The following is a 26,025-nucleotide window of genomic DNA, read 5'->3' on the forward strand; positions in this document are numbered from 1 at the left end:
CAGTAGGGGACGTCCTGCTCTAACCGACAGCGCGTCGCGATGGCAGCGTGGGGATCGGATGCGACGAAGGAGGGATGGACGACAGACATGGATAACCGACTGCCCGATGATCACACCATGAAGGCCGCGCTCGCGCTCGCGGTGCGAGCACCGTCGGTACACAACACACAGCCATGGCGGTTCCGCATCGGTGAGCGCGGAGTGCGCATCTACCTCGACCCGACGCGAGCACACCCCTCGACCGATCCCGACCAGCGTGATCTCGTACTCAGCTGCGGCGCGGCACTGCACCACTTACGGATCGCGCTCGCGGCCATGGGATGGTCGGCCGTGGTGCACAGACTTCCCAATCCCGCCGATCAGAATCACCTGGCTTCGATAGAACTCCTCCGGAATCGGCCGACCATGACCGATGTCGCGCTGGGCGCCGCGATAACCGACAGACGAACCGACCGCAGGAACTACAGCTCCCGACCCCTACCGCCGGGCTATCTCGGGCTGGTCACCGAACGCGCCGCGGAGTTCGGCGGCGTCATCCGCCAGGCCGCATACAAATCGCGCGACCGGCTCGTCGAGGCGATGAACGCGGCGGCACGACAACACCCCGAAGACCCGGACTATCAACTCGAGCTGGCGGCATGGAGCGGCAGGCACGACACCGCCAACGGTGTACCGGCACGCGACACCACGCCACCCCGCACCGGCCAGGAGATTTCGAGCCGGGTCTTCACCGCGCCACGGCTGATCGATCGCACCCGCGAACCCGACTACGCCGAACTGCTGGTGCTCGGCACCGCAGCCGACGACCGGCTGTCGCGACTGCGCGCGGGCGAAGCGACAAGCGCGGTCCTCTTGACCGCCACGAATGTCGGATTGGCCACCTGCCTGCTGACCGAGCCGCTGGAGATCCCCGAACTGCGCAAGAAGATCAGCCTCGGCGTGCTCGACGACGCCACCTCCCCACAAGCTGTCATCAGAATCGGCTGGCTGCCCGACGACACCCCGCCACTGCCGGTAGCGCCACGACGGACGGTCGACGAAGTGCTGGACCCGTTCGACGCCGGGGAAACCACCGCCCACTGAGCAGCGTCTTCCGTCGTCGTCGCGATGCGTGCACTGGGCAACCGAGGACCGGTGGCCGCCCAGCGAGGGACTTTCGCCCCTGTCGCGCACGAGGCCCGGCAGGAATGCTCGATACCGAACCTCTCGATACTGAACCTGATGACGACGATAGGTAAGCCGATGGCCGACTCCGCTGCCTCGCAGTCCGCCCCGCAAATGATCGCAGCTGTGGACGGCTCCGCCAGCTCATATCAAGCGGTGGCCTGGGCAGCGGTCGAGGCTGCCTTGCACCGCCGAGAACTACACATTCTCACCTCGATGGCGCTGCCCGGCGGTTTCGGTCCCGGCACGGCACTGAGCGAGTCGGACATGGAGTGCAAGCGGCGCGACGGCGAGCGGATCGTCACCGAAGCCAGCAGGATCGCGCGAGCCGCCGTGCTGGGTGCAGAACTCGTCCTCACCACCGAGGTGTCGTTCGACCTCCCCGTTCCCACCCTGATCGCCCGGTCGGAACAAGTGAAGATGCTGGTGATCGGCAGCAGCCGGGGCCTCAGCGCCGTCCACCGCGGGCCGCTCAGCTCGGTCAGCACCGCCGTGACCCGGCACGCGCACTGCCCGGTCGTCGTCATCCACTCGCGGTCATCCACGACATCGCCGGCATCGTCAACGGGTGCCCGCCTGTAGGTCATGGATTCACCGTGACATAGCACCGGTCCTTGGTCACGAACCACACGGTCGGCACCAGCTCGGTCGGCTAGCGTAGCGGCGCCGACCAGCGCAGAACGGTGCCGCCGGACGGACGGCTCTCGATGCTGAAACGGCCGCCTGCCCGCTCGGCTCGCGTCGCCAGATTCGCCAATCCGCTACGGCGGGTGATGTCGTCGCATAAACCGATCCCGTTGTCGGTCACTTCGATGCTGACGTCATCGCGTACCTGCAATTCGACCGACACGGTGGTTGCCGAAGCGTGCCGCACCACATTGCTGACCGCTTCCCGCAGAACGGCCTCCACATCGTCGGACAGCGGGGGCTCCAGGACGGTGACGGGTCCAGCCAATCGCACGGTGGTGCGAAGTCCGCTCTCGGCGGTCATGTCGACGATGATGCCGTGCACATGTCTGCGGTACTTCGAGGAATCCGCTGCCGTGTTGCTGTGCAGGTCGAAGATCGAATGGCGGATGTCCTGCACGATCGCTTGGACGTCGTCGACGGTTTCCATCAGCCGGGACTTGATTTCCGGCGCCCGCGCCCGCTGCACCGTTCCCTGGAGAGACATCCCGATCGCGAACAGTCGCTGGATGACGTGGTCGTGCAGGCCTCGGGCAATGCGGTCGCGGTCGGACAGCACGTCGAGTTCCCGCATCCGTCGCTGAGTGTCGACCAGTCGCAGCGCCAGTGCTGCCTGGTCGGCCATCGCGGCCATCATCGACTCGGCGGGGGAGTCGAGGAGCGTCGCGTCGGCGGGCCGAACCGTGGTGAGCACACCGAGGACGGAGCGTCCGGCCCGCAGCGGAAGGATCAGCGCTGGACCCACCTGCGTAGCCGAGCCGAAGAGCTGGAAGTACGACCGCTTGTCGACCGCGATCATGCACCCGTCCCGGAAGGCTTCGCCCGCACAGGATTGTTCGAGAGGTATCCGCCGCCCAATGAGTTCCTCGCAGCTTCCTCCCGCGGCGGCGACCACGACCAGCTCGGTCACCTCATCGTGGGGGATGTCCGTGTCCTCGGGCAAAGCGAGGAACGTGTATGCGGACTCGGTGAGCGTCAGTGCTCGCTCGGCGACAAGATCAAGGACCTCGCCCGGCTCGCCGCCCGCCAAGAGCTCGGTCGCCACATCCCAGGTCGCCTCCAGCCACTGCTGCCGCGAGCGGGACTCCTCATAGAGACGGGCATTCTCGATGGCAATGCCCGCGGCCGCGGCGAGTGCCTGCACCACGACCTCGTCGTCGTCGGTGAACTCCTGACCTCCCGCCTTCTCAGTGAGATAGAGATTGCCGAAGACCTCGCCCCGCACCTGCACCGGCACACCGAGGAACGTCTGCATCGGTGGATGATGCTCCGGGAAGCCGACCGAGGACGGATGGTCCGAAAGATTCACCAGCCGAATGGGCTTCGGCTGCTGGATGAGCAGGCCGAGCACTCCGTGGCCCCGCGGCAGGTCACCGATCAAAACGCGAGTCCGGTCATCGATGCCCTCGTAGACGAACTCGGCGAGTTGATTGCTCGTTTTGTCGGTCTCCCGGACCCCGAGCGCGCCGTACCCGGCGTCGACGAGCTCGATGGCGGCGTGCACGATCGTGCGCAGCGTGTTGTCGAGGTCCAGCCCCGCGGTGATCACCAGCATGGCCTCGACAAGCCGGTCCATCCGATCGCGCGCATCGACGATCAGCGCGATCCGCTCCTGAACTTCGATCAGCAGCTCGCGCAGCCGCAGCGGGGACAGCGTTTCGGTTACCGACGTCCGGCCATTCGGGTGTGTCCCGGACGGCTGTCGTTCCATATCCGGCCTTCTTCCACGATCAATGCCTGGATCCGACTGCTGGGCACTGGAAACCTGGCCGGAGGCAGCTAGTCCGATCTGCCTGGTTGGTTGAGCTTCGAGGCCAGCACCGCCGCCTGAGTACGTCGTTCGACCCCGAGCTTGGTCAGCAATCGCGACACGTAGTTCTTGACCGTCTTCTCGGCCAGGTACATCCGGCCGGCAATTTGCCGGTTGGTCAGCCCTTCGCCGAGCAAGGCGAGCAGCGTTCGCTCCTGGTCGGTGAGGCCGGCCAGCGGGCCGGTCTTTTCCTCGGCCGCGGAGCGGAGCTTGACCATGAGCGCGGCGGCGGCACGATTGTCGAGCAGCGATTTGCCTGCCCCTACCTCACGGATCGCGTCGATCAGTTCCAGGCTTTTGATGTCTTTGACGACATATCCGCTGGCTCCGGCCAGGATAGCGTTGAGCATCGCCTGCTCGTCGGTGAACGAGGTCAGGATGAGACAGCGCAGATCGGAGTTCGCCGAGAGCAGTTCGCGGCACAGTTCGATGCCGTTGCCGTCGGGTAGCCGCACGTCGAGGACGACGACGTCGGGTTGCAACGCGGGAATCCTCGCGAGTGCCTGCGAGTAACTGCTCGCCTCGCCTATCACCTCGAGGTCCGGCTCCACACCGATGAGATCACCGACCCCCCGCCGGACGATCTCATGGTCGTCGACCAAGAACACCGTGACCATGGGTACACCTCTCCCTCAGTCGACATCCCCGGACTATGGAGCGTCATGGTGGCGCACGCCGGACTTCGACCGTGGACCAGTGACCGAAGCCGCTTGACCGGGCCGGTAGCTACCCGCCGACCGCTGTCATGACCATTCTGCGCCGATAGCCGGGCGCGCGCCCCCTCAACCACCGTCTGATCCCGCGAGCGGTCGGTGTCCGGCACAACCGAGCCGGGGCCATTACGCGACCGGCGCCCGCTCGGCCCCATCAGCCGATGACCTTCTGCTCTGCCCGAACAGGGCCCAGGGGAGACGCTCAAAACTCGACTCCCCGATCCTTTTTACTGTCGACAGCCAGCCGCCGCTCACGGCGACTCCAATCGACACGATCGCGTCAGTGTGGCTCGAGGACGCTGAAGATGTCCGTGATCGGGCGGCGGGGTGTGGGCGGGACCAAGCCGCTGTCATCGGGCGCTGTCCCGACGCGAATCAGCACCTGCGGCGTGCCCGGGCGGGGGATCAGGTTCGCGAGCAGTTTCCGGCCTGCCGATAGTTCGGTGATATGGGTCAGCGCGCAGGTTGCCAGGCCGGCTGCGGCGCATTCCAGCAGCACCGCCGACAATGCCTCGCCGGTATGCAGCCAATGCGTCACCGAATCGGCATCGGTGCTGAGTACCACCAGTCGCGCGTGGTCGTCGAGCTGCGCGCGGCGCATCGAATGCGGGGCGGAGGGGAAGGGGCGTCCGACACCGACTCGCGCGAACTCCGCATCCGACACCAGCGCGGACGGCGGCACCCCCTCGGGGGTCTCAGAATGTCCAGCCCACCAATGCAACTCGGTCTGATAAAGCATGTCTTCGCGGCGCAGGGCACCGGCCTGCTGCGATGCGGCGGCAAGCCGTGGCCGGGCACTCTCGTCGAGGACGCTGAGTTCCACCTTATGCGGTGAGGTGAGCATCCGCATTCTGGGCAGGATGTCAGCGAAGCCCTCAGGTTCGGCCAGAGGCAACCGATCGGTACGCCGCTGGTCGATGGCGAGCGCGCGGATGTGGACACCGGCGGGCGGATCCGGCCACTGCCGGAATTCGATCGTCGCCAGATGATCGGGGCGCTGCGGGTCGGGCCGACGCACCGTGTCGGTGTGCCAGCCCCGGTCGGCGAAGGTGGTACGCACGTGGTGCAGCATCGTGCCGCAGCTGATCACCAGCTGGCGGCCGAAGGGGTCGGTCGAGGGCAGCAGCCGGTCGGCATCGGTGTACAGGTGCAGGCGGGTGCCGTCCAGCACCCAGCGCCACGGCTGGGTGTTGTGCACCGACGGTGCGCGGGCGGCCAGCCGAATCACCGCCTGTATCGTCAGGCGATCGGGTACCGATACGGCGGGTTCATCGTCGTCGACGGTCATGCTTTCAGCCTTCTCGGCGAGCAAGCCAGCGGATACGGGCCTTCCGCCCGCAGGGCGGGGCCCTTGGTCACCCGGTCGCCCGGCGCTTCGGCGCGGCCCGCTTCGCGCGACTTCGATGGCCAGCAGCATCTCCAATTCCGTCAGCAGGCGCAACCGCCCGGTCCGATAATTCGTCACTGTGACGCATTAAAGGGAGCGGGCAGAGGGGAGGGGAGCTATGACCTCGATCAACCCATCATCACCCACCCCAGTCCACGTCGCCGAAATCGGACTCGCACAGCGGCCGATCAACGGCGACGGAGCGCACACTGGCGAGCGCTACCTGTCGATTTCCAACGTTGTCGAAGCGGCCGCCAGGACGGCGGTTTGACCTGCCGCACATCAATCGTCACATCAGACACTTTAGTCTCATTCCGTCACAGTGACGCATAATTATGCAGGGGAATTTACAGACATTACGAGCGGCAGTACATGAAGGAGTCAACAGGACATCGCCAAACCCCCGGAACTGCTGGCCATCACCTCCAGGATCGGGACGCGACGCGCAGAGTCACCAGTTGATGTATCTGATGAACCCCGTCGGTTCGTTCGCCGATAATCAACATTATGTCAAGTAACCCAGCCGGCCAGGTGTCAGTAGCCGCAGAACTCCGGACACAAACCAGCCATTGTCGCCCAGAGTCTTGACTGAATCCAGAAAAGTGCGTCATATTGTCTGGGTGTCACCGACCTCTGATCACGCAGAGCAGCTGCGTATGGCTGATCTACGCGTGACCCGCCCCCGGGTCGCGGTACTCGAGGCGGTGCACGCGCATCCACATGCCGACACGGACACGATTCTCGGAGCCGTGCGTACCGTTCTGCCGGAGGTGTCCCGGCAGGCTGTATACGACGTACTGCATGCCCTGACCGCTGTGGGTCTGGTGCGGCGGATCCAACCGTCCGGCTCTGTCGCTCGCTACGAGTCACGGGTCGGCGACAACCACCACCACGTCATCTGCCGCTCTTGCGGGGTCATCGCAGATGTCGACTGTGCTGTCGGCGAGGCGCCCTGCCTGACCGCGTCCGACCACAACGGCTTCCTCGTCGATGAGGCCGAAGTCATCTACTGGGGTCTGTGCCCCGACTGCTCGACATCGCACACGTCGCGATCACACACATGATCACAGCCCGATTCACTCACTCTTGAAAGGAAATACTGTGCCTGAGGAACACCCGCCGATCGCAGAGGCCAACACGGAGCCCGGTTGCCCCGTTGCGTCGGGTCGCCGCCCCCACCCCACCGAGGGTGCGGCAAACCGTGAGTGGTGGCCGAACCAGCTCAACCTGAAGATTCTCCAGAAGAACCCCGCCGTGGCCGACCCCATGGGCCAGGAATTCAATTACGCCCGGGAGTTCAAGACCCTCGACCTCGCCGTCGTCAAGCAGGACATCGCGGAGGTGCTGACGACCTCGCAGAACTGGTGGCCGGCTGACTTCGGCCACTACGGCCCGTTCATGATCCGGATGGCGTGGCACAGCGCGGGCACGTACCGCATCCACGACGGTCGCGGGGGTGCCGGGGCCGGCCAGCAGCGCTTCGCGCCGCTGAATAGCTGGCCCGACAACGGGAATCTCGACAAGGCCCGTCGGCTGCTGTGGCCGGTCAAGAAGAAGTACGGCAGGAAGCTCTCGTGGGCCGACCTGATGATCCTTGCCGGCAACGTCGCCCTCGAGTCGATGGGCTTCGAGACCTTCGGCTTCGGCGGTGGCCGGGCGGACGTGTGGGAGCCCGACGAGGACGTGTACTGGGGCCCCGAGGCCACCTGGCTCGGTGACGAGCGCTACTCCGGTGACCGGGAGCTGGAGAACCCCCTTGCCGCGGTCCAGATGGGCCTCATCTACGTGAATCCTGAGGGCCCGAACGGCAACCCGGACCCGATCGCCGCGGCCAGGGATATCCGTGAGACCTTCCGACGCATGGCGATGAACGACGAGGAGACGGTCGCCCTGATCGCGGGCGGGCACACGTTCGGCAAGACCCACGGTGCGGGAGACGCGAGCAACGTCGGCCCGGAGCCCGAGGCTGCCCCGCTCGAGGCGCAAGGCCTCGGCTGGAAGAACGCCTTCGGCACCGGTAAGGGCGGGGACACGATCACCAGCGGCCTCGAGGGTACGTGGACGAATACCCCGGTGAGCTGGGACAACAGCTTCTTCGAGATCCTCTTCGGATACGAGTGGGAACAGTTCAAGAGTCCCGCTGGTGCCTGGCAGTGGAAGCCGAAGGACGGTGCCGGTGCCGGCACCGTGCCGGACGCCCACGATCCGTCGAAGAGCCACGCCCCGACGATGTTGACGACCGACCTCTCGCTCCGGTTCGACCCGGTCTACGAGCAGATTTCGCGGCGCTTCCTCGAGAACGCGGACGAGTTCGCGGACGCCTTCGCCCGGGCATGGTTCAAGCTCACCCACCGTGATATGGGACCCATCGTGCGCTATCTCGGATCGGAGGTTCCGGCCGAGACCCTGCTGTGGCAGGACCCCGTTCCCGCCGTGACGCACGACCTCGTCGGGTCCGAAGACATCGCCACTTTGAAGAGCCGGATCCTGTCGTCGGGTCTGACCGTCTCGCAGCTGGTCTCGACCGCGTGGGCGGCTGCGTCGTCGTTCCGCGGCAGCGACAAGCGCGGCGGTGCCAACGGCGGGCGTATCCGCCTCCAGCCGCAGAGCGGGTGGGAGGTCAACAACCCTGACGAACTCGCGCAGGTGGTGCGCACCCTCGAGGGCATCCAGGAGTCCTTCAACTCCGCCCAGACCGGGAACACGAGGGTGTCGTTCGCCGATCTGGTCGTATTGGGTGGCGCTGCGGCCGTCGAGCAGGCCGCCAAGAACGCCGGCCACGATGTCGAGGTCCCCTTCACGCCGGGACGTTCGGATGCCACGCAGGAGCAGACCGATGTGGAGTCCTTCGCCGCACTCGAGCCGAATGCGGACGGCTTCCGCAACTACCTCGGGAAGGGCAACCAGCTGCCTGCCGAGTACCTCCTGATCGACAAGGCGAACCTGTTGACCCTGAGCGCTCCGGAGATGACGGTCCTCGTCGGTGGTCTGCGCGTCCTGGGTACGAACCACAAGCAGTCGTCGCTCGGTGTCCTCACCTCGACTCCCGGGTCGTTGACCAACGACTTCTTCGTGAATCTGCTCGACTTGGGCACGGAGTGGGCGCCGACGTCCGAGGACTCGGAGACCTACCAGGGCCGGGACCTCGCCACTGGTGCGGTGAAGTGGACCGGAAGCCGCGTCGACCTGGTCTTCGGTTCGAATTCGCAGCTGCGCGCTCTCGCCGAAGTCTATGCCGGCGACGACGCGCGGCAGAAGTTCGTGCAGGACTTCATCTCTGCGTGGGACAAGGTGATGAACCTCGACCGGTTCGATCTCGCCTGATCACAGCGCGATGATAGGCCCCCCGGAGGCCGATCGATCATGCGGCACCCCGCGAGCCGAAACGGCTCACGGGGTGCCGCGCATTTGGGTCGTTTACCGGGATTCACCGGTCACCATTCTCGCCATATCGGGGGTTGAGGAACAGATCCGCCCAATCCGGTGCTAAGGACTGTACGTCGAGCGCCGGTGTGCTGTAGGTGATCTCATGTCGTGGTGACCCATGAGGGCGGCTACGGCCGGTTCGGGGCGTTGTCCCGTATTGAGTTGGGGCGGCTCTTCTATCTCGATGACGAAGACCCTCGTCTGATCGCGGCGCGACTTCGGGACTACAACCGACTCGGCTTCGCGCTCCAGGTCGTGACTGTCCGTCAGTTGGGTATGTTCCTGGCCGACCCGTTGGACGTGCCGCCAGAGGTGATCGACTACCTCGCCGAGCAGTTGGGCATCGAGGACTCCTCGTGCGTGAAGCAGTACACCGAGCGGGAGAAGACCAAGCTGGAGCACGCCTGAGAGATCCAGCGCGAGTACGGGCTGTCCCCTTTCCCAGACGTAGAGTCGGAACTCGCCGCCTGGGTCGCCGACCAGGCGTGGATGACCGGCGGCGGCCCGAAGGCGATGTTCGCCGGGGCGGTTGAATGGCTGCGAACCCACCAAGCCCTGCTGCCCGGCTACCGGACGCTGGAGCGCTTGGTCTCCGACGGTCGCCAGGCCGGAGACCAGAAGCTGTGGAGTCAGTTGGCCGGCCCGGTGTCCGTCGACGCAGCCTCGGCGTTGTCGGCTTGGCCGCCTATGGGTTGTCGAGCAAGGCACCGCTGCTGCGCCGCGCTGAGCCTGCCGACCGAGCCGACGACGCTGCTCGCCGACCACGCGAGCGCCCTGGACACCGCCTACCGGGAGGTCGCGGCGCGGTTGGGCGGGGACGGTCCCGCATCGGTCGACGAGGACGGCAAGCTGCATCTGGCCGCGCTCAAGGCGGTGCCCGACCCGGCGTCGCTGGTCGATCTGCGGCGACGAGTCGAGGCGATGCTGCCGGAGATCGACCTGTGCGAGCTGGTGTTGGAGGTCATGTCCTGGGTTCCCGGTTTCACCGAGGCGTTCACCCACGCCTCTGGAAACCACGCCAGGGTGGCCGATCTCCGGCTGTCGGTCGCCGGGGTCCTGTGCGCGAACGCGATGAATGTCGGCTTCAAACCGGTGACCAGCCCCGGCGTGCCGGGCCTGACCCGTGATCCCGGCACATATCCCCCCAGTGGGCGGCGAACCTGTCTGTGTCGATGTGGCTTGCGCTCACGATCTCACGGAATGTGCTCATCGCAGCCCACGCCTGAGTGGGCAGACCCATAGGAGAAGAATTCCTGACATGTTACGGTACGGAACGTGTCGTTTCGTAATACCGGTTCCGGAGATCAGGTCGCCGAGGCGCGTACCGGACGGCCTCGTGACCGCGCACGCGAGGCCGAGATCCTCGCGTGCGTGTTGGAGCTGCTGGGCGAGGTGGGTCATGACGGGTTGACATTCGAGGCGGTCGCGCGCCGTGCCCGAGCATCGAAGGCGACGTTGTACCGGCGCTGGGAGACAAAACGCGACATGGTTGTCGCTGCGGTGAAGGCCGGCCCGGCGTCGGGCAACTCAGCTGTCGCCGTCGACACGGGCTCCCTGCGAGGAGACTTGATCGCCCTATGCGAACGGCTCGATACCACGATGCGCTCGGCTGACCCGGCGATGAGCTTGATGCTGCTGCAAGCGGGCCTGGAGGACCCCGATTTGTGCCGCCACATCGAGGAGTCGACCGGGCCGACCGGGGCGAAGCTGCCCGCGTCGGTGTTATCGGCCGCCATTGGCAGGGGCGAGCTTCCTGCGGGCGCGCAGCCGTTCCCCTACGAGGAAATCACCGGATCGGTACTGCTCCTGCGCAGGCTCAACGGGCTTCCGACCGGACCCGAGTACCTGACTCACCTGGTCGACACCATCCTCATTCCCGCGCTGCGGGCCAGCGTCACGACCCCGGTGCCGCCGCTGCGGGCCATCTTCTCCTGACCGCAGCGCGTCAACCAACCCAACCCATGAAAGGTGCGCCCATGACGAGCACGACGATCGACGGCTTCGACTACCGACGGATCCCCGGGGAAGGCCGCGCCCATCTGAATGTCGCCGTCGGTGGTGATGGTCATCCCATCGTCCTGTTGCACGGCTTCCCGCAAACTCACCTCATGTGGCGCCACGTCGCCCGCAAACTCGCGCAGCGGCATTTGGTTATCGTGCCCGACCTGCGTGGCTACGGTGCCAGCGATAAACCCGACGATACGAGCGCTGACACCTACTCGAAGCGGACCATGGCGCGCGACATCGTCAACATCGTGCGCGATATAGGAGCCGAACAGTTCAGCTTGGTCGGTCATGACAGGGGAGCTCTCGTGGGAGTCCGGGCCGCGCTCGACCACCCGGAGAAGATCACCCACCTGGGGATCCTGGATGTCTTGCCGACCATGGATACCTGGGACGTGTTGCATGGCGTCGACGCGGCGGTCGCGTGGCACCTGTACCTGATGGCGCAACCAAAGGGCTTGCCCGAGCGGATGATCGAAGCAGTCGCCGAGGACTTCTTCAGCTCGTTCCTCGACGCATGGGATCCCGCCGGAACCACATTCCCACCGCGAGTGCGGCAGCACTACATCGACAGTTGCTCGCGCGCTGTTCCGTCCATCGTCGCCGACTACCGGGCCACGGCTGGTATCGACCTCGAGATGGACCGGGCCGACAGAAAGGCAGGCGCCCAGTTGGGCATGCCTGTGGGGGTGATATCCCAGGACTGGGGCTCACAGCTTGGGTTCGACGCGCAGGCCCTGTGGCGGCAGTGGGCCCCCTCCGCCACCTACCAGCCGATCGATGCCGGACACTTCATGGCTGAGGAGAAGCCGGACGAAGTCGCCGCCTTCATCCAGGAATTGGTGCAACGCGCACCTTCGTGAGTCGTTCCTCTCCGCCCACGGACTCTTCGGCTCATCGCCCGCCGTGCCGGCGCGCGGCGGGATCGGTGTCGGCCTGGAAGTGCAGCAGCCGTTAGCGCTGGATTCGGCGGTCATGTTCCTCGACCCCATATCCCCAGCGTTTGCCGAGTTCGACTATCGAATCCGGCAAGTCGCAGGCCTCGGGGTCAGTGCTCAGCACTTGGATGCGCCCGCTTCGAATCTTGTCTCGCCAGTCCCCTAGGCCGGGCTCATAGGTCCCATGATCGTAATTTCCGTAGTCCAGCATCGTCGGCTCATAATCGACGCCGATGAAGCCGCACAAGTGACTGCATATGATGTCAGGAGCTTCGAGTAGCTTCTCGTATCGGACTTCGATCGAATCGGGATGCGCCGCTGCCGATTCCAGCCTTTTCGACCATTGCAATATTGATTCGCATGCTTCTTCGACTTCAGTGACTATTCCAGAATTTACAAACGAGAGACAGATATCTATGGGGTTCCTGTAGAGAATGATGAATCGAGCATCGGGCCAGCATGCAAGTATCTGTTCGTGTATCAATGTATTTGCCGGAGTTTTTTCGACTATGAATCTCTTCCCGCTCGTCACCAGTTGTCGATACACGAGTTGGTCCCAGAGCATGAATTTCAGGTCATGTTGCGTCATGTCGAGCCGGCCGATCGACAGCCGTGCGCCACCGACGGCTTCTACTTCGATCGAGCCGAGGTGCAACTCATGCGGAGAATATATTTTCGAATGCGAATCGAGGATGCACCTCAGCAGGGTCGACCCGGACCTCATCAGAGATAGGACGAACGTCGGACTTTGCACGAATCGGCCTCCCGGAGTGGCGGCGCCGTCAGCATGCCGCCGAGGCCGGACGGGATCGACCGCAGCGCCTCGGATGGGGACGTTCACGAGAGGGCCCGGTCGTCGAGCAGGTTTTCCCACGGTCGGCTGGTGGCGATACTTCGCGAGACAACATCGAACTTCTCGTCGGCTGCCACGGGCTGCAACGCCGGGTACGAAACCTGGATAGATTCGTCCGATACTTCGATGAATTTCATTCGATGTTCCTGCAATCCGGCCCGAATCAGTACTCGGGACTGGTCGGAAGACAGCAGCAGGAGATTGTCGGTGTTATCCGGATTCCGCGTCAGAATGAGCAATCCAAGATCGGGATCGTGAGCTGCGGCGGTCAACGATCCAGCGTTGCCGAGGCACGCCTTTGCCATTGTGGCGGCGGCAAAGTCGAGCGTCACCGGCGCGGCGCGCGCCAGATATCGTCTTCCCATCCGACCCAGCAAGGCAAACTTGGCGACTCTCCGATACCGCGCCGTGTTGTTTTGCGCAGTGCCGCCGAGGGACTCGATCTCAGCCAGGAACCGGTCGAGGACCTCGACATCGGCGATATCCCAGTCCAGACCACTGCTGTAGCTGGGGAATCCGGTCCGGTATATGTAGGTGTGCTCCGCGGGTTTAACCACCTGTGCGCCCGCGTTCACCATCCGCAGCCACAGATCCCAGTCCTCCGCATAGGTGATGTTTCGATCGCGATATCCGCCGACGTCTTCGTACAGCCGACGACTGTAGAGTGCACCGACCAGGACGTAGTTGCGCATCAGGAGCTGATCGAGGTGGCCGGCTCCCGGCAGTGGGCGCGCGTCGTGAGTCCGATCGACACACACCTCCAGGCCGCCATACCAATGCAGCGGCCGCGGACTGATCAATCCCGGTCGTTCCAGGTATGTCCGCCGCAGCGTGGCCAAGTGATCAGGTGTCACGAAATCATCCGCATCCAACTGAGCCACCAGCTCGGTGTTCAGCACGGCGATCCCCGTCGCGCGAGCGGCTCCGATCCCACACCTGTGTTCGTGACGGATGACTTTGATCGGGAGCACACCCCGCCAGCGGTGAGCAACCGCACAGGTCGTATCCTGCGAACCATCGTCGACGACGACCACCTCTTCAGCGGGCTGCGTTTGCATCGCGAGCGAACACAGTGCGCGGTCGAGACAGTCAGCCATGTTGTATGCCGGAATGATCACACCGACGGTTGTTCGTTCAAGCACACCGCAATGGTGACACGGACTGACTGCGACAGAACGCGAGTTCGAAGGACTTCGCTGCTCGTCAGGGCTGCCGCATGAGCCTCGCGTCTTCAGTTCCGCACCGACCGTCATGTTCCGGCACGCCACCAACTACCGCGCCGGTAAAACGCTCGTCACCTGGTTCACCAACAGTCGGGACTCCGGTCCCCTGGGCTCAGCAGCGCTACGCAGCCGCTCGCGGCCGACGACCCCGCACGCCCTCCGCAGCCCTCGGCCGCGCATCATCTGGGCCTGCTGGCGCACAAAAAGCCGCCTACAACCCCGACCGGCAGCACACGCCCGCGCAGCCGATCGCGGCATGGAGGTTGACTCAGGAAACTCATGCCCGCACTTGGTTTCCATCGTCCGCGGAGCCGACCCCGACTGGATCGGGTCGCTGATCGAGCCGGAACACACAGCGGGTGCGGGTGTAGATCGTTGGCATGCACTCGTTGCAATGAACGCAAGCCGACCGTGTCGCCGCATCGGATTGGATGCGGCGCAACAGGTTCGGTTCTCGTAGCAACGCCCGGCCCATGGCTACGAAGTCGAATCCCTCCGCCATGGCCAGACGCATCGTGTCGAGTTCGGTGATGCCGCCCAAGAGGACCAGCGGCATCGACAGTTCGCGACGAAAATGGCGCGCCCGCTCGAGCAAGTACGCCTCTCGATATGGATACTCCTTCAAAAAGGCTCTGCCGACGAGCCGGAAGCCCCAACGCGCCGGAACCGGAAGGACTTTCGCGAACTCACGCCGGGGGGCGTCCCCGTGGAATAACAGCATCGGGTTGAGCAGTGAACTGCCGGCGGTCAACTCGAGCGCGTCGAGCGCGCCGTCGGCCTCCAGGGATGCGGCGACCTGCAGCGACTCAGGCACGGTCAGGCCACCCGGAACACCGTCCTCCATGTTCAGCTTCGCCGTGACCGCGAGCCGATCCCCGACGGCTTCTCGTACAGCGCACGCGATCTCGCGCGCGAGCCTGGCCCGATTGGCTATCGAGCCACCGTACTGGTCCTTACGCCGGTTCAACCGTGGACTCAGGAACGAGCTCACCAGGTAGTTGTGCCCGAAGTGGATTTCCACTGCGTCGAAGCCGGCCTCGATCGCCAACCGTGCGGCGTTGGCATGAACTGTAATGATTTCGCGGATCTCGGTCACATCGGGAACCGTCGTCAGGCGCATGCCGAGCGGGCTGAACATCCGGCTCGGCGCCACGGCGGGAGCGCGGTTGGATGCCGCGTTGGCCACCGGGCCGGCATGCCCTATCTGCGCACTCGCCGCCGCGCCCTCGGCGTGCACGGCGTCGGTCAATCGCCGAAGTCCGGGTACTGCTTCCGGTCGCATCCAGATCTGGTGGCGGTCGGTACGACCGCCCGGGGAGACGGCGCAGTACGCGACCGTCGTCATGCCCACGCCGCCTGCGGCCGTCTCCCGATGAAACTCGATCAGCTCATCGGTGACCAACGCGTCCGGTGTGCGACCCTCGAACGTCGCTGCCTTGATCACCCTGTTGCGCAACGTGATCGGCCCGAGTGTGGCTGGTGCGAAAACCTCGTTCATCTGTTTCCTCCCGCCGGAACAGTCAGTCCCGCCACGACAAAGTCACGGAGGGCGCTCACCGCCTGCGGCGACATGGCGCGTTCATTTGTTCCTGCCCCGCCGAACCGCATGATGATCAGATCGAATGCGAGCATCCAGCGGCGACGGCTCTCGTGTTCGCTCAGTTCTGGCAGAAGACCGACCCAGGAGTCCATCCGGAACCACGGTTGGTGCCAGGACGTGGCGTGCCGCCCGAGTACGTACTGAGCCAGCAAGCGCAGATGTAATCGGCCCATCGGATCGCCGGCCAGCTGGACAAACGGCTCGATCACCGCATCGACAACCGCCGACACCGAGCCGTGCCGGGCGGTCACAGCGGCCAGCCGGGTTGCCCACAACGGACCCAGCCGGTCCTCCAGCAACGCTGTCACCAGCGCCTCCTTCGACCCGAAGTGGTAATGCACCGCAGCGGGGTTCGCTCCCGCCTCAGCGCAGATCCCGCGCACCGACACATCGTCATAGCGTTCGGTCGACAACAGTCGTTCGGCGGCGGCGAGCAGACGTTCGCGTGTAGCCGCGGACACCTTCTCAGTCATACCGATAGTCAAGCACGACTAAAGCAACGTTTCAATCGTTGATTGAATTCAAGACCGGCGGCGCAGGACAGTTCCTCGGCCACGCAGCGAGCAAGTGCGGTAAGCGCGGAACTTCGGTAGAGAATCAGCGGTCTGCGCAGGTCGGGAACGTTCACCCACGCCATCGGTCTATCGGATTGCCGTAAGTACGTCGACCCGCACCGCCACGCGCTTGTGCCGCGGGCATTTCTCGGCGGTTCCGATTCGAACCCCCCGTCACGCTTGTCGAGCGACGACCATGGCCGCCCGCATAGCCAACTGACCAGTTACGTTTTTGTGCTGTTGAATTCTGTTGCGAGGCAGGAACTGCGAGATCGTGTGGTGTGGTGTGCGTCGACGATCAACACTGTCCTGGCACATGCTCGTCCAGCACATGTGTGACCTGTCCATCGCCCCCTTGGAGACAGCATGATCGAGTCTTCCGCCCAGCTGCCCACCGATAGATCCATTTATACCAAAGAGCACTGACGCTCTTTCCGTGTAGGTGGTCGTTCGACCAACGGCCGACCTGTCAGGCAGATCCGCGCCGACGTTTCCTCTGGGTCGCGAACCGTCGGCGATCGGCGAAAATTGGAGTACATCGTGGCAAATCTATTGCCGTTCTTGATCGCGGGAATTGTATCCGGTTCGGTATATGGACTGGCCGCAGTGGGTTTGGTGCTTACCTACAAGACGTCGGGAGTGTTCAACTTCGCCCACGGCGCCATGGCCACCGTCTCGGCGTATGCGTTTTACACGTTGCACGTCATCGATGGTGTTGCATGGCAGCTCGCCGTGGCGATTTGTGTTCTCGGCATCGGTCCGGCCATGGGCCTGGTGCTGGAGTTGCTGGCCCGTGTCGTCGACCGGGCGACTTTGGAACTGCGGATCGCCGCGACCGTCGGCATTCTGCTGGTCGTCGAGGCGGGGGCGAGTCTGTACTTCGGGCAGACGACGACGCGCATCGTTCCGATCTTCTTGCCGCAGGGCGGATTCGCTGTTTTCGGCGTGCGGGTGCAGTGGTCGGATGTGGCCACGTTCGTTGTCGCGGTACTTGCGACGGCCGCGTTGTCAGCCGCATTGCGGTTCACCCGCCGCGGCGTCGCGATGCGTGCGGTCGTCGAGAATGCGGCGTTGCTGGATCTGGCCGGGACCAGTCCGGTGAGCACGCGACGATGGGCCTGGTGCGTCGGCACCGGCTTGGCGTCACTATCCGGGGTGCTGTTCGCGCCGTTGATTCCGCTCGATCCCGTGCAGTTGACGTTACTGGTCGTCCAGGCGTTCGGAGCGGCGGCCATCGGTCGATTCACCAGTCTGCCATGGAGTTTCGGCGGTGGACTGCTCATCGGGGTTCTCGCCGCACTGGCTACCCACTACTTCACCACAGGGCTTGCCGCGGGAGTTCCTGCCGCATTGCCGTTCTTGGCGTTGTTCCTCGTCTTGCTGGTCATGCCGCGTCGCTACCTGATGGATCGAGACCGGTCGGTCCAGCGGATCCGAGCCGGCTGGACTGCTCCGCCCGCACTGCAATCCGTTGGCGGGGCCGTGGTGTTGGTGGTGCTCGCGCTGGTGCCGTCGTTCGCCGGCATCCACTTGACGGACTGGACCGTGGCGCTGGCGATGACACTCGTCTTTCTGTCGCTCGGGCTGTTGGTCCGCACGTCTGGTCAAGTCTCGCTGTGTCACATGGCCTTCACCGCGATCGGCGTTTGCGCGTTCTCGCATCTCGCTGTCGATTGGCGGTTGCCGTGGCCGCTCGCGCTCATCGGCTGCGGGCTGGTGGTCGTGCCGATCGGCGCGGTGCTGTCGATCCCGGCTATTCGCCTCAGCGGCCTCTATCTGGCGTTGGCTACCTTCGGATTCGGCGTCGTACTACAGGTGATGTTCTACAGCCAGGACTACATGTTCGGCACCAGCGGGCTGGGCCTGAAAATGCCGCGGCCCAGCACATTCGGACTCGACTCCGACCCCGCCTTCTACTATCTCGTGCTGGCGCTGGCCACGTTGGCCACCCTGATGGTGGTGGCGTTGGACAAGGGCAGACTCGGGCGATTGCTCCGCGGCTTGGCAGAGTCGCCGACCGCGCTGCGGACACACGGCGTCACGATCGACATCACGCGCGTTCTCGTCTTCTGCGTCTCGGCATTTCTCGCTGCGCTCGGTGGTGCACTCGCCGGAATGGCCCAGACCACCGCCGCGGCCGACAACTACCAGCCGCTGCTGTCGGTCACCTATTTCGCGGTCATCGTCATCATGGTCGGCCGCGAGCCGTGGTATTCGCTGCTGGCCGCGGCCGCCCTCATCCTGGTGCCGTCCTATATCGCGACACCCGATATGTCGCTGCGGCTCCAGGTTCTTTTCGGCATCCTGGCGGTGCTGCGTGCCGCCACCGCGAGCCGCCTCGAGGTTCCCACCCCGATCCGGTCGTGGCTGGACCGCACATTCCGCCGTAGCCGATCATCGGCGCTGTTTGCGGCGGAGCCGGCCACCAGGTTGTCCCCGGCGGTGCTGGACGTCCGCGACCTTTCGGTTCGCTTCGGTGGCGTCGTGGCAGTCGAGAAGTTTTCGTTCGAAGCGCCGACCGGGCGGATCACCGGGCTCATTGGTCCTAACGGGGCGGGAAAGACCACCACGTTCGATGCCTGCACCGGTCTGGTCAAAGCCCACGCGGGCGTGGTGCGACTGCGAGACCGGGTGATCAGCCGGGTATCGACTCCACGCCGAGCGCGACTGGGCCTCGGGCGAACCTTCCAGAAGACGGAACTGTTCGATTCCCTTACCGTCGCCGAAAACGTTGCGTTGGGCGCGGAAGGTCCGCTCGCCGGGGCGAACCCGCTCGCCCACCTCATCGCGACGCGCGGACAGTCCCGGCGGGTGCGCACCGCAAGGGCCTCCGCTATGGCGTTGTGTGGCATCGAATCCATCGCGCACACCCGCGTCGGCGCGCTCTCCACTGGGCAGCGCAGACTGGTCGAGCTCGCCCGTTGTCTTGCCGGGCCGTATCGGATCCTGTTGCTCGACGAGCCGAGCTCGGGCCTCGATCCTTCGGAGACCGCACGTTTCGGTCAGATCCTGCGGCATGTCGTCGCCGCACGCGGCGTCGGAATCGTCCTGGTCGAGCACGACATGTCGCTGGTCCTCGATATCTGCGAGGAGATCATCGTCCTCGACTTCGGCCGCCTGATATTCCGGGGCACGCCCGCGCAGGTCAGGGCTTCGGAGATGGTGCAGCACGCCTACCTCGGCGAGCCGGTCACCGATGAGTACCGGCTGGAGGAACCCGTAGCATGACCAACACCGACTCAGCACTCGAATTGCGCTCGATCACCGCGGGATACGGTTCCACGATCGTGCTGAACGACGTCGACCTCACGATTCCACCTCGGTCGGTCGTCGCGCTGCTCGGACCGAACGGCGCGGGAAAATCGACATTGCTGCGAGTGGCCTCCGGACTGCTGCGTGCGCGATCGGGCACGGTGGCAATCAGCGGCGCCGAGCTGACCCGTGCCCGCCCCGCGCGTCGCGCTCGCGCCGGCCTGTGCCTGATCCCCGAGGGCCGAGGGGTGTTCACGGACTTGACGGTCCGGGAGAACTTGCGCCTGCTGACGCCACCGTGGCGACGCCACCGCGGCGTCGACGACGCGCTCGATGTGTTCCCTGCGCTGCGGACCAGGCTCGACCAGCGGGCAGGTTCCCTGTCCGGCGGGCAGCAGCAGATGTTGGCACTGGGACGTGCCTGGCTGGCCGATCCGGCGGTTGTCCTGCTCGATGAAGTGTCCATGGGCCTGGCACCGCTGGTCGTAGACGAGATCTTCGCCGCGCTAGGCGAATTGCGTGCGGCCGGCGCGGCGATTCTGCTGGTCGAACAGTACGTCGACCACGCCCTGGCAATGGCCGATCACGTGGTGTTGCTCAGCCGCGGCACGGTCACGTTCTCCGGACCCGCCGCGGATATCGACCGAGATGCCGTGCTGGAGAACTATCTCGGCATCGATAGCGGACACACAGACTTGCCGGCGTCGCCGGCGGGACACCCACCCGGAAGCGTTGCCGGGCCGTGGGCGTAGCGAATTCGAAGTTCGGCATCCGCATAGGAGTGGAGCTAATGAAGAAGACAAGGTTTCTGTGGTGGGTCGCGCCGTTGCTGGCGGCAGCGCTCGCGCTCACGTCGTGTTCCGCCGACTCGGCGAACAGCGGGTCCGAATCCATCGGCCCGGCGAAGGTTTCCGATGGCGGGCTCACGGGCGATCCGATCCTCATCGGGTCGATTTGCAGTTGCACCGGCCCTGCCGCCGGATCGGTGGGACGCGCCGCCGATGTGCTGCAAGCGTGGGCATCGTCGGTGAACGATCGCGGCGGGGTGAACGGGCACCCGGTCAAGGTCGTCTCCTACGATGATGGGCAGAATCCGACGACGGCTCTGGCCGTCGCGAAGAAACTGGTCGAACAGGACAAGGTGGTCGCAATCGTCGGCCAGACCAGCCTGGTTAGTTCGAGTTGGCAAGCCTATGTCGACAGCAAGGGCATTCCGGTCATCGGCGGACAGCCTGTCGATGCCCCGTTCATCACCGATCCGAACTTCTTCGCCTCCGGCACCACGTTGCCGGTGCTGATGCTGGGCGAGGTGGCCCAGGCCAAGCAGGCGGGCGCCAAGACCTTCGGCGTCTACTACTGTGCCGAGATCCCGGTCTGCGAGCAACTTCCGAAGATGCTCGAGCCGATGGCCAAACAGGCCGGAATGGGATTCGCGGCAGAGAAGGTCGCGATAGCCGCACCGAACTACATCGCTCCCTGCCTGGCATTCAAGGAAAAGGGTGTCGACGCCGTGTTCCCTGGCGTCTCGGTCGAGGCGATTTCGCGCATCGCCGCATCATGCGCCCAGCAAGGCTACAAACCGATTCAAGCTCCCTCCGGCGCAAGCCTCCAGAAAGCGTGGGCCGCCGACCCGAACTTCGAGGGCAGCATTTTCGCAGGCTCCAACGCGCTGTACACCGACGACTCAATTCCGGCCATCAAGGACTTCAGCGAAGCCCTCGACAAATACGTTCCCGGCCTCCGGAACAGCGCGGACCTCAGCGCTCCGCTGCTGTGGCCGTGGGCAGGCGGCCAGCTGTTCCTGGCAGCAGCGAAAGCGGCTGGTCTCAGCCCGTCCTCGACGAGTGCGGACGTGATCAAAGGCCTGCACGCACTGAGAGATGAGACCCTCGACGGCCTTGCTCCCCCGCTGACCTTCCCGGAAGGCAAACCCGCGTTCCCACTGTGCTACTTCACGGGAAGCACCAAGGGCGGCGCGTACCACTCCGACAACGGTGGCAAGCCGACGTGCATCGACCAAGACACCGCCGCCGCGTTGATGAAGGCGCTCACACCGGCGTAGCAGTCCGAGCCCGACCAGGGGCCGGCTGGTCGGGCTCGATCGCCGGCCTGACTGTCCGAACCCGACCAGGGCGGTTGGTCAGGCCGGCCCCGGAGCGCCGACCGCATCGCCCGAACTCGGTCGGCGTGGTCGATCACAAGTAACGCCACCATCGCGACGCCGACCTGCGCGTAGCGGGGTTCTTGGCCTCCGTCGCCGGCCCACGCCTCGCAATAGCCATCGCCGGGCTGCTGGCTCTGGCCGCCCCGCTGCTTTTGCCCCGTCGCAGGCAGAGCGGGCCGAGAACCCGCGAACTCGCCGGACACCGTGCCCGACCGACTGGTGCGCTTACCTTCCCGTGTGGAGCATGACGGCGATCCACACGGGGGCAGTTTGTTGTTTCGGCCCGGGCAGTCTCTGGCACCGGCCGCCGGCACCGCAGTGCCAGCCACCGAGTGCAGACCGCACTGGACGAACCCCCAGACAGAACAGTCCCCGGTAGTCTCCATCGAATCCATGAGCCTCAGTCGTCGCTGACAACTCCGGTATTCGATTGGCTTGCCGGGGGCCTAGCCAGATCCTGGAAAAGTTCATCGTTGTCGACTGACGTCTCCGCCGACAATGTGGTTCTCTCCCGGTGCTCCGGTGTAATAACCAGTTTCCTCCAGATTTGTCTCCAGTCAATACCCGCGCACCCTTGAACATGGCTTTATCTTGGAGTCCCCATGGCGCTCGTTCACACTCCAGCCTCGACAAGTGCACGCGTTCGCTCGGCACTCGGCAGCGTTGTGCTCACATTTTTTGTTCTCTGCCCAATCGGGCTCTACCAGGCGTTGGATCACGCGCCGGGGTATACCTGCACGAGCTGATGCGCGACGGCAGACACCCCGTCGGGGTGTCCTTCCACCAGTTCAGCTCGGTCGACCGCCCCGCAGCCGGGTGTGTGCATATGCGATCACCCTGCCGGGGGCATCGGTACCGTCACTACGGAGACCTCATGAGTTCACCGAATCGGTTCGACGAAGTCCAAAACGTCGCAGATATCGCTCCAGTGTTCCACAAGCCGCTGGACTTGCCGTACGAGATCTCGAACGAATTGTTTGCCGCTCTCCGCCACGTCCTGCACGACGTCGGCGGACAACCCGATCTACCGATCGAGTACCAGGAAAAGGACGAAGAACCCTGGGAGATGAACACCTACATCACGTGCGAATGCCTCGGCTGGCGCGGCGTGTGGAATTCCGAGGAACGCCGACGAGCCGAGAACGACCTCGGCGCGACGCTGTACTTCGGCCTGCCCTACTACGCGCGCTGGGCGACTGTCGCCGCGAAGGTGCTGGTCAACAAGGGTCTGATCACCCCGGACGAACTGTCGGCGAAATTGGACGAGGTACGCGCGCGAATGGAGGCGCGGCCATGACCAGGAAGTACGAGATCGGAGATCGCGTCCGGGTTCGAAACGCGACGTCGATGTTCCACACCCGCACCCAGGCCTACACCCGCGGGCGCACGGGTGTCGTCGTCGAACACCGGCCCGAGTGGGTGATTCCGGAGGACGAGGCGTGGGGGCGTGACGACGGCCGCTTCGAACCGTTCTACGTCGTGCGGTTCCGCCAGAAAGACCTGTGGCCCAAATACACCGGTTTCGACGTCGACACCCTGGAGACGGAGGTCTCCGAGCGCTGGCTCGAGCCCGCGGAGGAGGATCCGAGTGAGTCAGACCCACGATCACGGGGCGCACACGCCGATCCAGACGGGCGGAGAGATCAGCGAGTTCGAGGTCTTGGAGACGGCGATTCGCGAACTCGCCATCGAAAAGGGCCTTTTCTCGCAGGAAGACCACCGACGGTTCGCCGAATGGGCCGAGTCGGTCGGTCCGCACGGCGGATCGAAACTGGTCGCGAAGGCGTGGATGGATCTCGATTTCAAGGCGCGTCTGCTCGCCGACGGGACCGAAACGTGTAAGGAGGTCGGCATCGACTGGCGTGACCCGACAGGCTCCGGAACGCCGAGCGACTACACCTACTTCTACGTGTTGGAAAATACGCCCAAGGTGCACAACGTCATCGTGTGCACGTTGTGTTCGTGTTATCCCCGGCCGGTTCTCGGTATGTCTCCGGACTGGTACCGCACCCCCAACTACCGTCGGCGCCTCGTGCGTTGGCCTCGTGAGGTGCTCGCCGAATTCGGCCTGCACTTTCCGCCTGACGTCGAGATTCGGGTGCACGACTCGAACCAGAAGTCCCGGTTCATGGTGATGCCGATGCGCCCCGCGGGCACCGAAGGCTGGACCGAGGAACAACTGGCGGCCATCGTCACCCGGGACACGATGATCGGCGTGGCACTGCCGCAGGTCGACTGGACTTCGCAGGCGCCGCCGGGCCAGGTCGAGCCCGCCACGGGGAGGGGTGGGCAGCGGTGACAAGCGGTCCGTACGAAATCCTCCTACACACCCTGGATGGGTCGCGGCGGGAGAGCACACTTCCCGAACTCGACCGCAAGCCCGACCCGTGGGAGTCGAGCATGCAGGCGACGTGCGAATGCCTGTCCTGGCGAGGCACACTGGACAACCTGGAACGCCGCCATACCGAGGATGCGCTCGGTGAGACGATCTACCACGATTTTCCGGTGCGGACCCGATCGGTCGTCGTGACGGCCCACACGCTGATGGATCGCGGATTGATCACGCCCGAACAGTTGGGTGCGCGGATGGGGGTGGTCCGGGCGCGGTTCAACCGGGAGTAGATCCCGACGTCGGCGACCTCGCCATTCCAGGGCCGTGCCGGGGCCGGAGCGCACCGGACCCGACACGGGCGCGGTCAGTCGTTCCATCCGGCCTCCGCGGCGTAGGCATGGAACGCCCGCCACGCGTGCCACACCCGGGTCGCGCCGAACTGTGCGTTGTAGCGAAGCGCAGCGCGCACGTCGTCGAGGGTTGCGCCAGCCCGCACATCCTGATGGACCGACTTGCGGCAACAGCTCTCGACTGACTGTGCGCACGGCACCCTGCCGCCGGCCGACAACCGCGCGGTCGACCCACCCGGTGCTGAATCCTGTTGCGGGCACCCGTGTCTCAATATTCCGGCACAGCCACCCACGCAAGCGGCATGTTCAGGTTCACTGAGCCTCGAGCACCAGGACGGGCAGCGGCATGAGGAGCAGTCTGCTCCTGCCTTTCCACCATTCCCGTGCACGCCAACCTCCGACCAGGTTCATCCTCCGTGGGTACGCCGGGAGCACCCGAACCGACATCTAATACCGCTCCGGTACTATATGTTTTTCATAGAGTATGAGAAAGATAATTATGAGGAGAGGTTCTCGTGAACGCGGACAGCTATCGCCGGGTGGTCAACATCTTCAGCAAGGTCGTCGTCGGTTTGCAGCGCGGCGGCGTCGTCTTCGGGCCGATGCAGCTACTCACCGTCAAAGGTCGACGCAGTGGTCAGTTGCGCACATCCCCCATCGCAGTGAATGAACTGAACGGCGGCCGATACATCTTCCAGGCCTATCCGAAGGCCGCCTGGGTCGCGAACGTTCGCGCAGCAGGCTCGGTCACGCTGACACGAGGCCGAAAGTCTTCGCGGGCCCGCCTGGTCGAAGTCCCTGTCGACGAGCGCGGGTCGCTACTCCGCGAATTGGTGACAACAAGCCCGGCCAGTGTCGGCAACCGCTTCGTGACCACGGGCCTGGCCGATGCGCCTACACCAGACGGAGTAGCCGCCGCAGCGGGGCGAATCGCGGTATTCCGCGTAGATCCAGCCTGACCGCAAGAGGTCGGTCAAGCCGTCCGGTCACGCCGAGCGAGCCTACGTCGCGATATGGTACGGAATCCATACAGCTTGTGCGAAAGTAGTGGTGTATGACTCCAACAGCAGGTCCGGCCGTGGCGCGGCATCGACGGCAGCTGACAGTTGCCGTCAAGGAGGCGTTGCGCGACTTGAACATTCAGCTGGCGCTGCTCAATCGGAGGTTCGGCGGCCGGGTCGAGCTCAAGGATGTCGACTGGACCTGCCTCGACCTCATCAATCGACACGGACCGTTGACTCCGACCGCGTTGGCTCGGCGTACCGGGTTGCATCCGGCGACGCTGACGGGGATCCTCGACCGACTCCAGAAGGCTGGTTGGATCGCGCGCGAGCGTGATCCCGAATCAGACCGCCGCGCGGTCACCCTGCGGGCGGTGCGCGAACGCAATTCGGAGCTGTTTCAGGTGCTGTCCGGCATGAACACCAGAATGGACGAGTTGTGCGAACGGTACTCCGAGGCCGAACTCGCGGTGATCGCCGACTTCCTGCGCAGGAGCGGGGCGGCCGGGCACGAGTCGGCCGAAGAGCTGGCGGAAGACTGAGCCCGGATCGGCAGGCAGGCGGCTG

The 26,025-nt window shown here is 64.8% G+C and carries 24 protein-coding genes and 2 pseudogenes; 18 read left to right on the top strand and 8 right to left on the bottom strand.

Annotated features, from left to right (window positions below; all coding sequences use genetic code 11):
- Window positions 1-87: 87 nt before the first annotated feature.
- Both OHB12_RS06400 and OHB12_RS06405 read left to right on the top strand, forming a co-directional pair.
- Complete coding sequence (locus OHB12_RS06400) at window positions 88-1,083, top strand: Acg family FMN-binding oxidoreductase (protein WP_327117052.1); 996 nt, start codon at window positions 88-90, stop codon at window positions 1,081-1,083.
- A gap of 159 nt (window positions 1,084-1,242) precedes the next feature.
- Window positions 1,243-1,746, top strand: coding sequence for a universal stress protein (locus OHB12_RS06405; protein WP_327117054.1), 504 nt, complete (start codon window positions 1,243-1,245; stop codon window positions 1,744-1,746).
- A gap of 70 nt (window positions 1,747-1,816) precedes the next feature.
- Here OHB12_RS06405 and OHB12_RS06410 read toward each other — a convergent pair whose 3' ends face one another.
- The 3 genes from OHB12_RS06410 to OHB12_RS06420 all read right to left on the bottom strand — a co-directional run bounded on the left by OHB12_RS06410 (window position 1,817) and on the right by OHB12_RS06420 (window position 5,662).
- Window positions 1,817-3,562, bottom strand: coding sequence for a sensor histidine kinase (locus tag OHB12_RS06410; RefSeq protein WP_327117056.1), 1,746 nt, complete (start codon window positions 3,560-3,562; stop codon window positions 1,817-1,819).
- Between the two features lie 68 nt (window positions 3,563-3,630).
- Window positions 3,631-4,278 carry a response regulator transcription factor gene (locus OHB12_RS06415; RefSeq protein ID WP_327117058.1) on the bottom strand — a complete coding sequence of 216 codons (648 nt, stop codon included), beginning with the start codon at window positions 4,276-4,278 and terminating at the stop codon, window positions 3,631-3,633.
- 376 nt (window positions 4,279-4,654) lie between these two features.
- Window positions 4,655-5,662 carry an Acg family FMN-binding oxidoreductase gene (locus OHB12_RS06420; RefSeq protein ID WP_327117060.1) on the bottom strand — a complete coding sequence of 336 codons (1,008 nt, stop codon included), beginning with the start codon at window positions 5,660-5,662 and terminating at the stop codon, window positions 4,655-4,657.
- Window positions 5,663-5,879: 217 nt separating this feature from the next.
- Here OHB12_RS06420 and OHB12_RS06425 point away from each other — a divergent pair, with 217 nt between their 5' ends.
- The 7 genes and pseudogenes from OHB12_RS06425 (at window position 5,880) to OHB12_RS06455 (ending at window position 12,054) form a co-directional block, all read left to right on the top strand.
- Window positions 5,880-6,032 carry a hypothetical protein gene (locus OHB12_RS06425; RefSeq protein ID WP_327117062.1) on the top strand — a complete coding sequence of 51 codons (153 nt, stop codon included), beginning with the start codon at window positions 5,880-5,882 and terminating at the stop codon, window positions 6,030-6,032.
- Between the two features lie 385 nt (window positions 6,033-6,417).
- On the top strand, window positions 6,418-6,825 hold the full coding sequence (locus tag OHB12_RS06430; RefSeq protein ID WP_442799979.1) for a Fur family transcriptional regulator: 408 nt from the start codon (window positions 6,418-6,420) through the stop codon (window positions 6,823-6,825).
- A gap of 37 nt (window positions 6,826-6,862) precedes the next feature.
- Window positions 6,863-9,085, top strand: coding sequence for a catalase/peroxidase HPI (gene katG, locus OHB12_RS06435; protein ID WP_327117066.1), 2,223 nt, complete (start codon window positions 6,863-6,865; stop codon window positions 9,083-9,085).
- Between the two features lie 213 nt (window positions 9,086-9,298).
- A pseudogene (locus OHB12_RS06440) lies at window positions 9,299-9,769 on the top strand (DUF4158 domain-containing protein); the annotation flags it as partial.
- A gap of 339 nt (window positions 9,770-10,108) precedes the next feature.
- Window positions 10,109-10,429 (top strand): Tn3 family transposase, encoded by a 321-nt coding sequence (locus OHB12_RS06445; protein ID WP_327120934.1) that lies wholly within the window; start codon window positions 10,109-10,111, stop codon window positions 10,427-10,429.
- A gap of 33 nt (window positions 10,430-10,462) precedes the next feature.
- On the top strand, window positions 10,463-11,122 hold the full coding sequence (locus tag OHB12_RS06450) for a TetR/AcrR family transcriptional regulator (RefSeq protein ID WP_327117068.1): 660 nt from the start codon (window positions 10,463-10,465) through the stop codon (window positions 11,120-11,122).
- A 41-nt stretch (window positions 11,123-11,163) separates the two neighbouring features.
- Entirely contained in the window at window positions 11,164-12,054 is an 891-nt protein-coding gene (locus tag OHB12_RS06455; protein ID WP_327117070.1) for an alpha/beta fold hydrolase, read from the top strand.
- 91 nt (window positions 12,055-12,145) lie between these two features.
- Here OHB12_RS06455 and OHB12_RS06460 read toward each other — a convergent pair whose 3' ends face one another.
- The 4 genes from OHB12_RS06460 to OHB12_RS06475 all read right to left on the bottom strand — a co-directional run bounded on the left by OHB12_RS06460 (window position 12,146) and on the right by OHB12_RS06475 (window position 16,278).
- Window positions 12,146-12,883: a sulfotransferase family protein gene (locus OHB12_RS06460; RefSeq protein WP_327117072.1), complete on the bottom strand. Its 738-nt coding sequence runs from the start codon at window positions 12,881-12,883 to the stop codon at window positions 12,146-12,148.
- A gap of 83 nt (window positions 12,884-12,966) precedes the next feature.
- Window positions 12,967-14,235: a glycosyltransferase family 2 protein gene (locus tag OHB12_RS06465; RefSeq protein WP_327117074.1), complete on the bottom strand. Its 1,269-nt coding sequence runs from the start codon at window positions 14,233-14,235 to the stop codon at window positions 12,967-12,969.
- Window positions 14,236-14,482: 247 nt separating this feature from the next.
- Window positions 14,483-15,703 carry an NADH:flavin oxidoreductase gene (locus OHB12_RS06470; RefSeq protein WP_327117076.1) on the bottom strand — a complete coding sequence of 407 codons (1,221 nt, stop codon included), beginning with the start codon at window positions 15,701-15,703 and terminating at the stop codon, window positions 14,483-14,485.
- A complete protein-coding gene (locus OHB12_RS06475) occupies window positions 15,700-16,278 on the bottom strand; it encodes a TetR/AcrR family transcriptional regulator (protein ID WP_327117078.1) in 579 nt (192 codons plus the stop codon). The genes OHB12_RS06470 and OHB12_RS06475 overlap by 4 nt, the downstream gene beginning before the upstream one ends.
- Window positions 16,279-16,899: 621 nt before the next feature.
- Between OHB12_RS06475 and OHB12_RS06480 the strand changes: the two genes are divergently transcribed.
- From OHB12_RS06480 to OHB12_RS06510, 7 genes and pseudogenes are all read left to right on the top strand, one after another.
- On the top strand, window positions 16,900-19,587 hold the full coding sequence (locus tag OHB12_RS06480; RefSeq protein ID WP_327117080.1) for an ABC transporter permease subunit: 2,688 nt from the start codon (window positions 16,900-16,902) through the stop codon (window positions 19,585-19,587).
- Window positions 19,584-20,363: an ABC transporter ATP-binding protein gene (locus OHB12_RS06485; RefSeq protein WP_327117082.1), complete on the top strand. Its 780-nt coding sequence runs from the start codon at window positions 19,584-19,586 to the stop codon at window positions 20,361-20,363. The genes OHB12_RS06480 and OHB12_RS06485 overlap by 4 nt, the downstream gene beginning before the upstream one ends.
- Window positions 20,364-20,401: 38 nt before the next feature.
- Complete coding sequence (locus OHB12_RS06490; RefSeq protein WP_327117084.1) at window positions 20,402-21,673, top strand: ABC transporter substrate-binding protein; 1,272 nt, start codon at window positions 20,402-20,404, stop codon at window positions 21,671-21,673.
- A 976-nt stretch (window positions 21,674-22,649) separates the two neighbouring features.
- Complete coding sequence (locus OHB12_RS06495) at window positions 22,650-23,072, top strand: hypothetical protein (RefSeq protein WP_327117086.1); 423 nt, start codon at window positions 22,650-22,652, stop codon at window positions 23,070-23,072.
- Window positions 23,069-23,356: pseudogene (locus OHB12_RS06500) on the top strand (SH3-like domain-containing protein); the annotation flags it as partial. The gene OHB12_RS06495 and the pseudogene OHB12_RS06500, both read left to right, overlap by 4 nt.
- 7 nt (window positions 23,357-23,363) lie before the next feature.
- Entirely contained in the window at window positions 23,364-24,074 is a 711-nt protein-coding gene (scnC, locus tag OHB12_RS06505; RefSeq protein WP_327117088.1) for a thiocyanate hydrolase subunit gamma, read from the top strand.
- Complete coding sequence (locus tag OHB12_RS06510; protein ID WP_327117090.1) at window positions 24,071-24,397, top strand: ScnB; 327 nt, start codon at window positions 24,071-24,073, stop codon at window positions 24,395-24,397. Before scnC ends, OHB12_RS06510 begins: the two co-directional genes overlap by 4 nt.
- Window positions 24,398-24,471: 74 nt before the next feature.
- On the opposite strand, the gene OHB12_RS06515 is transcribed toward OHB12_RS06510, so the two are convergent.
- Window positions 24,472-24,603, bottom strand: a complete 132-nt coding sequence (locus tag OHB12_RS06515; RefSeq protein WP_327117092.1) for a hypothetical protein — start codon at window positions 24,601-24,603, stop codon at window positions 24,472-24,474.
- Window positions 24,604-24,972: 369 nt separating this feature from the next.
- Here OHB12_RS06515 and OHB12_RS06520 point away from each other — a divergent pair, with 369 nt between their 5' ends.
- The gene (locus OHB12_RS06520; RefSeq protein ID WP_327117094.1) at window positions 24,973-25,416 is read left to right on the top strand and encodes a nitroreductase family deazaflavin-dependent oxidoreductase; all 444 of its coding nucleotides are present in this window, start codon (window positions 24,973-24,975) and stop codon (window positions 25,414-25,416) included.
- 95 nt (window positions 25,417-25,511) lie between these two features.
- Window positions 25,512-26,000, top strand: coding sequence for a MarR family transcriptional regulator (locus OHB12_RS06525; protein ID WP_327117096.1), 489 nt, complete (start codon window positions 25,512-25,514; stop codon window positions 25,998-26,000).
- Window positions 26,001-26,025 lie beyond the last annotated feature (25 nt).

The sequence above is a fragment of the Nocardia sp. NBC_01730 genome (assembly GCF_035920445.1).
Taxonomy (GTDB): domain Bacteria; phylum Actinomycetota; class Actinomycetes; order Mycobacteriales; family Mycobacteriaceae; genus Nocardia.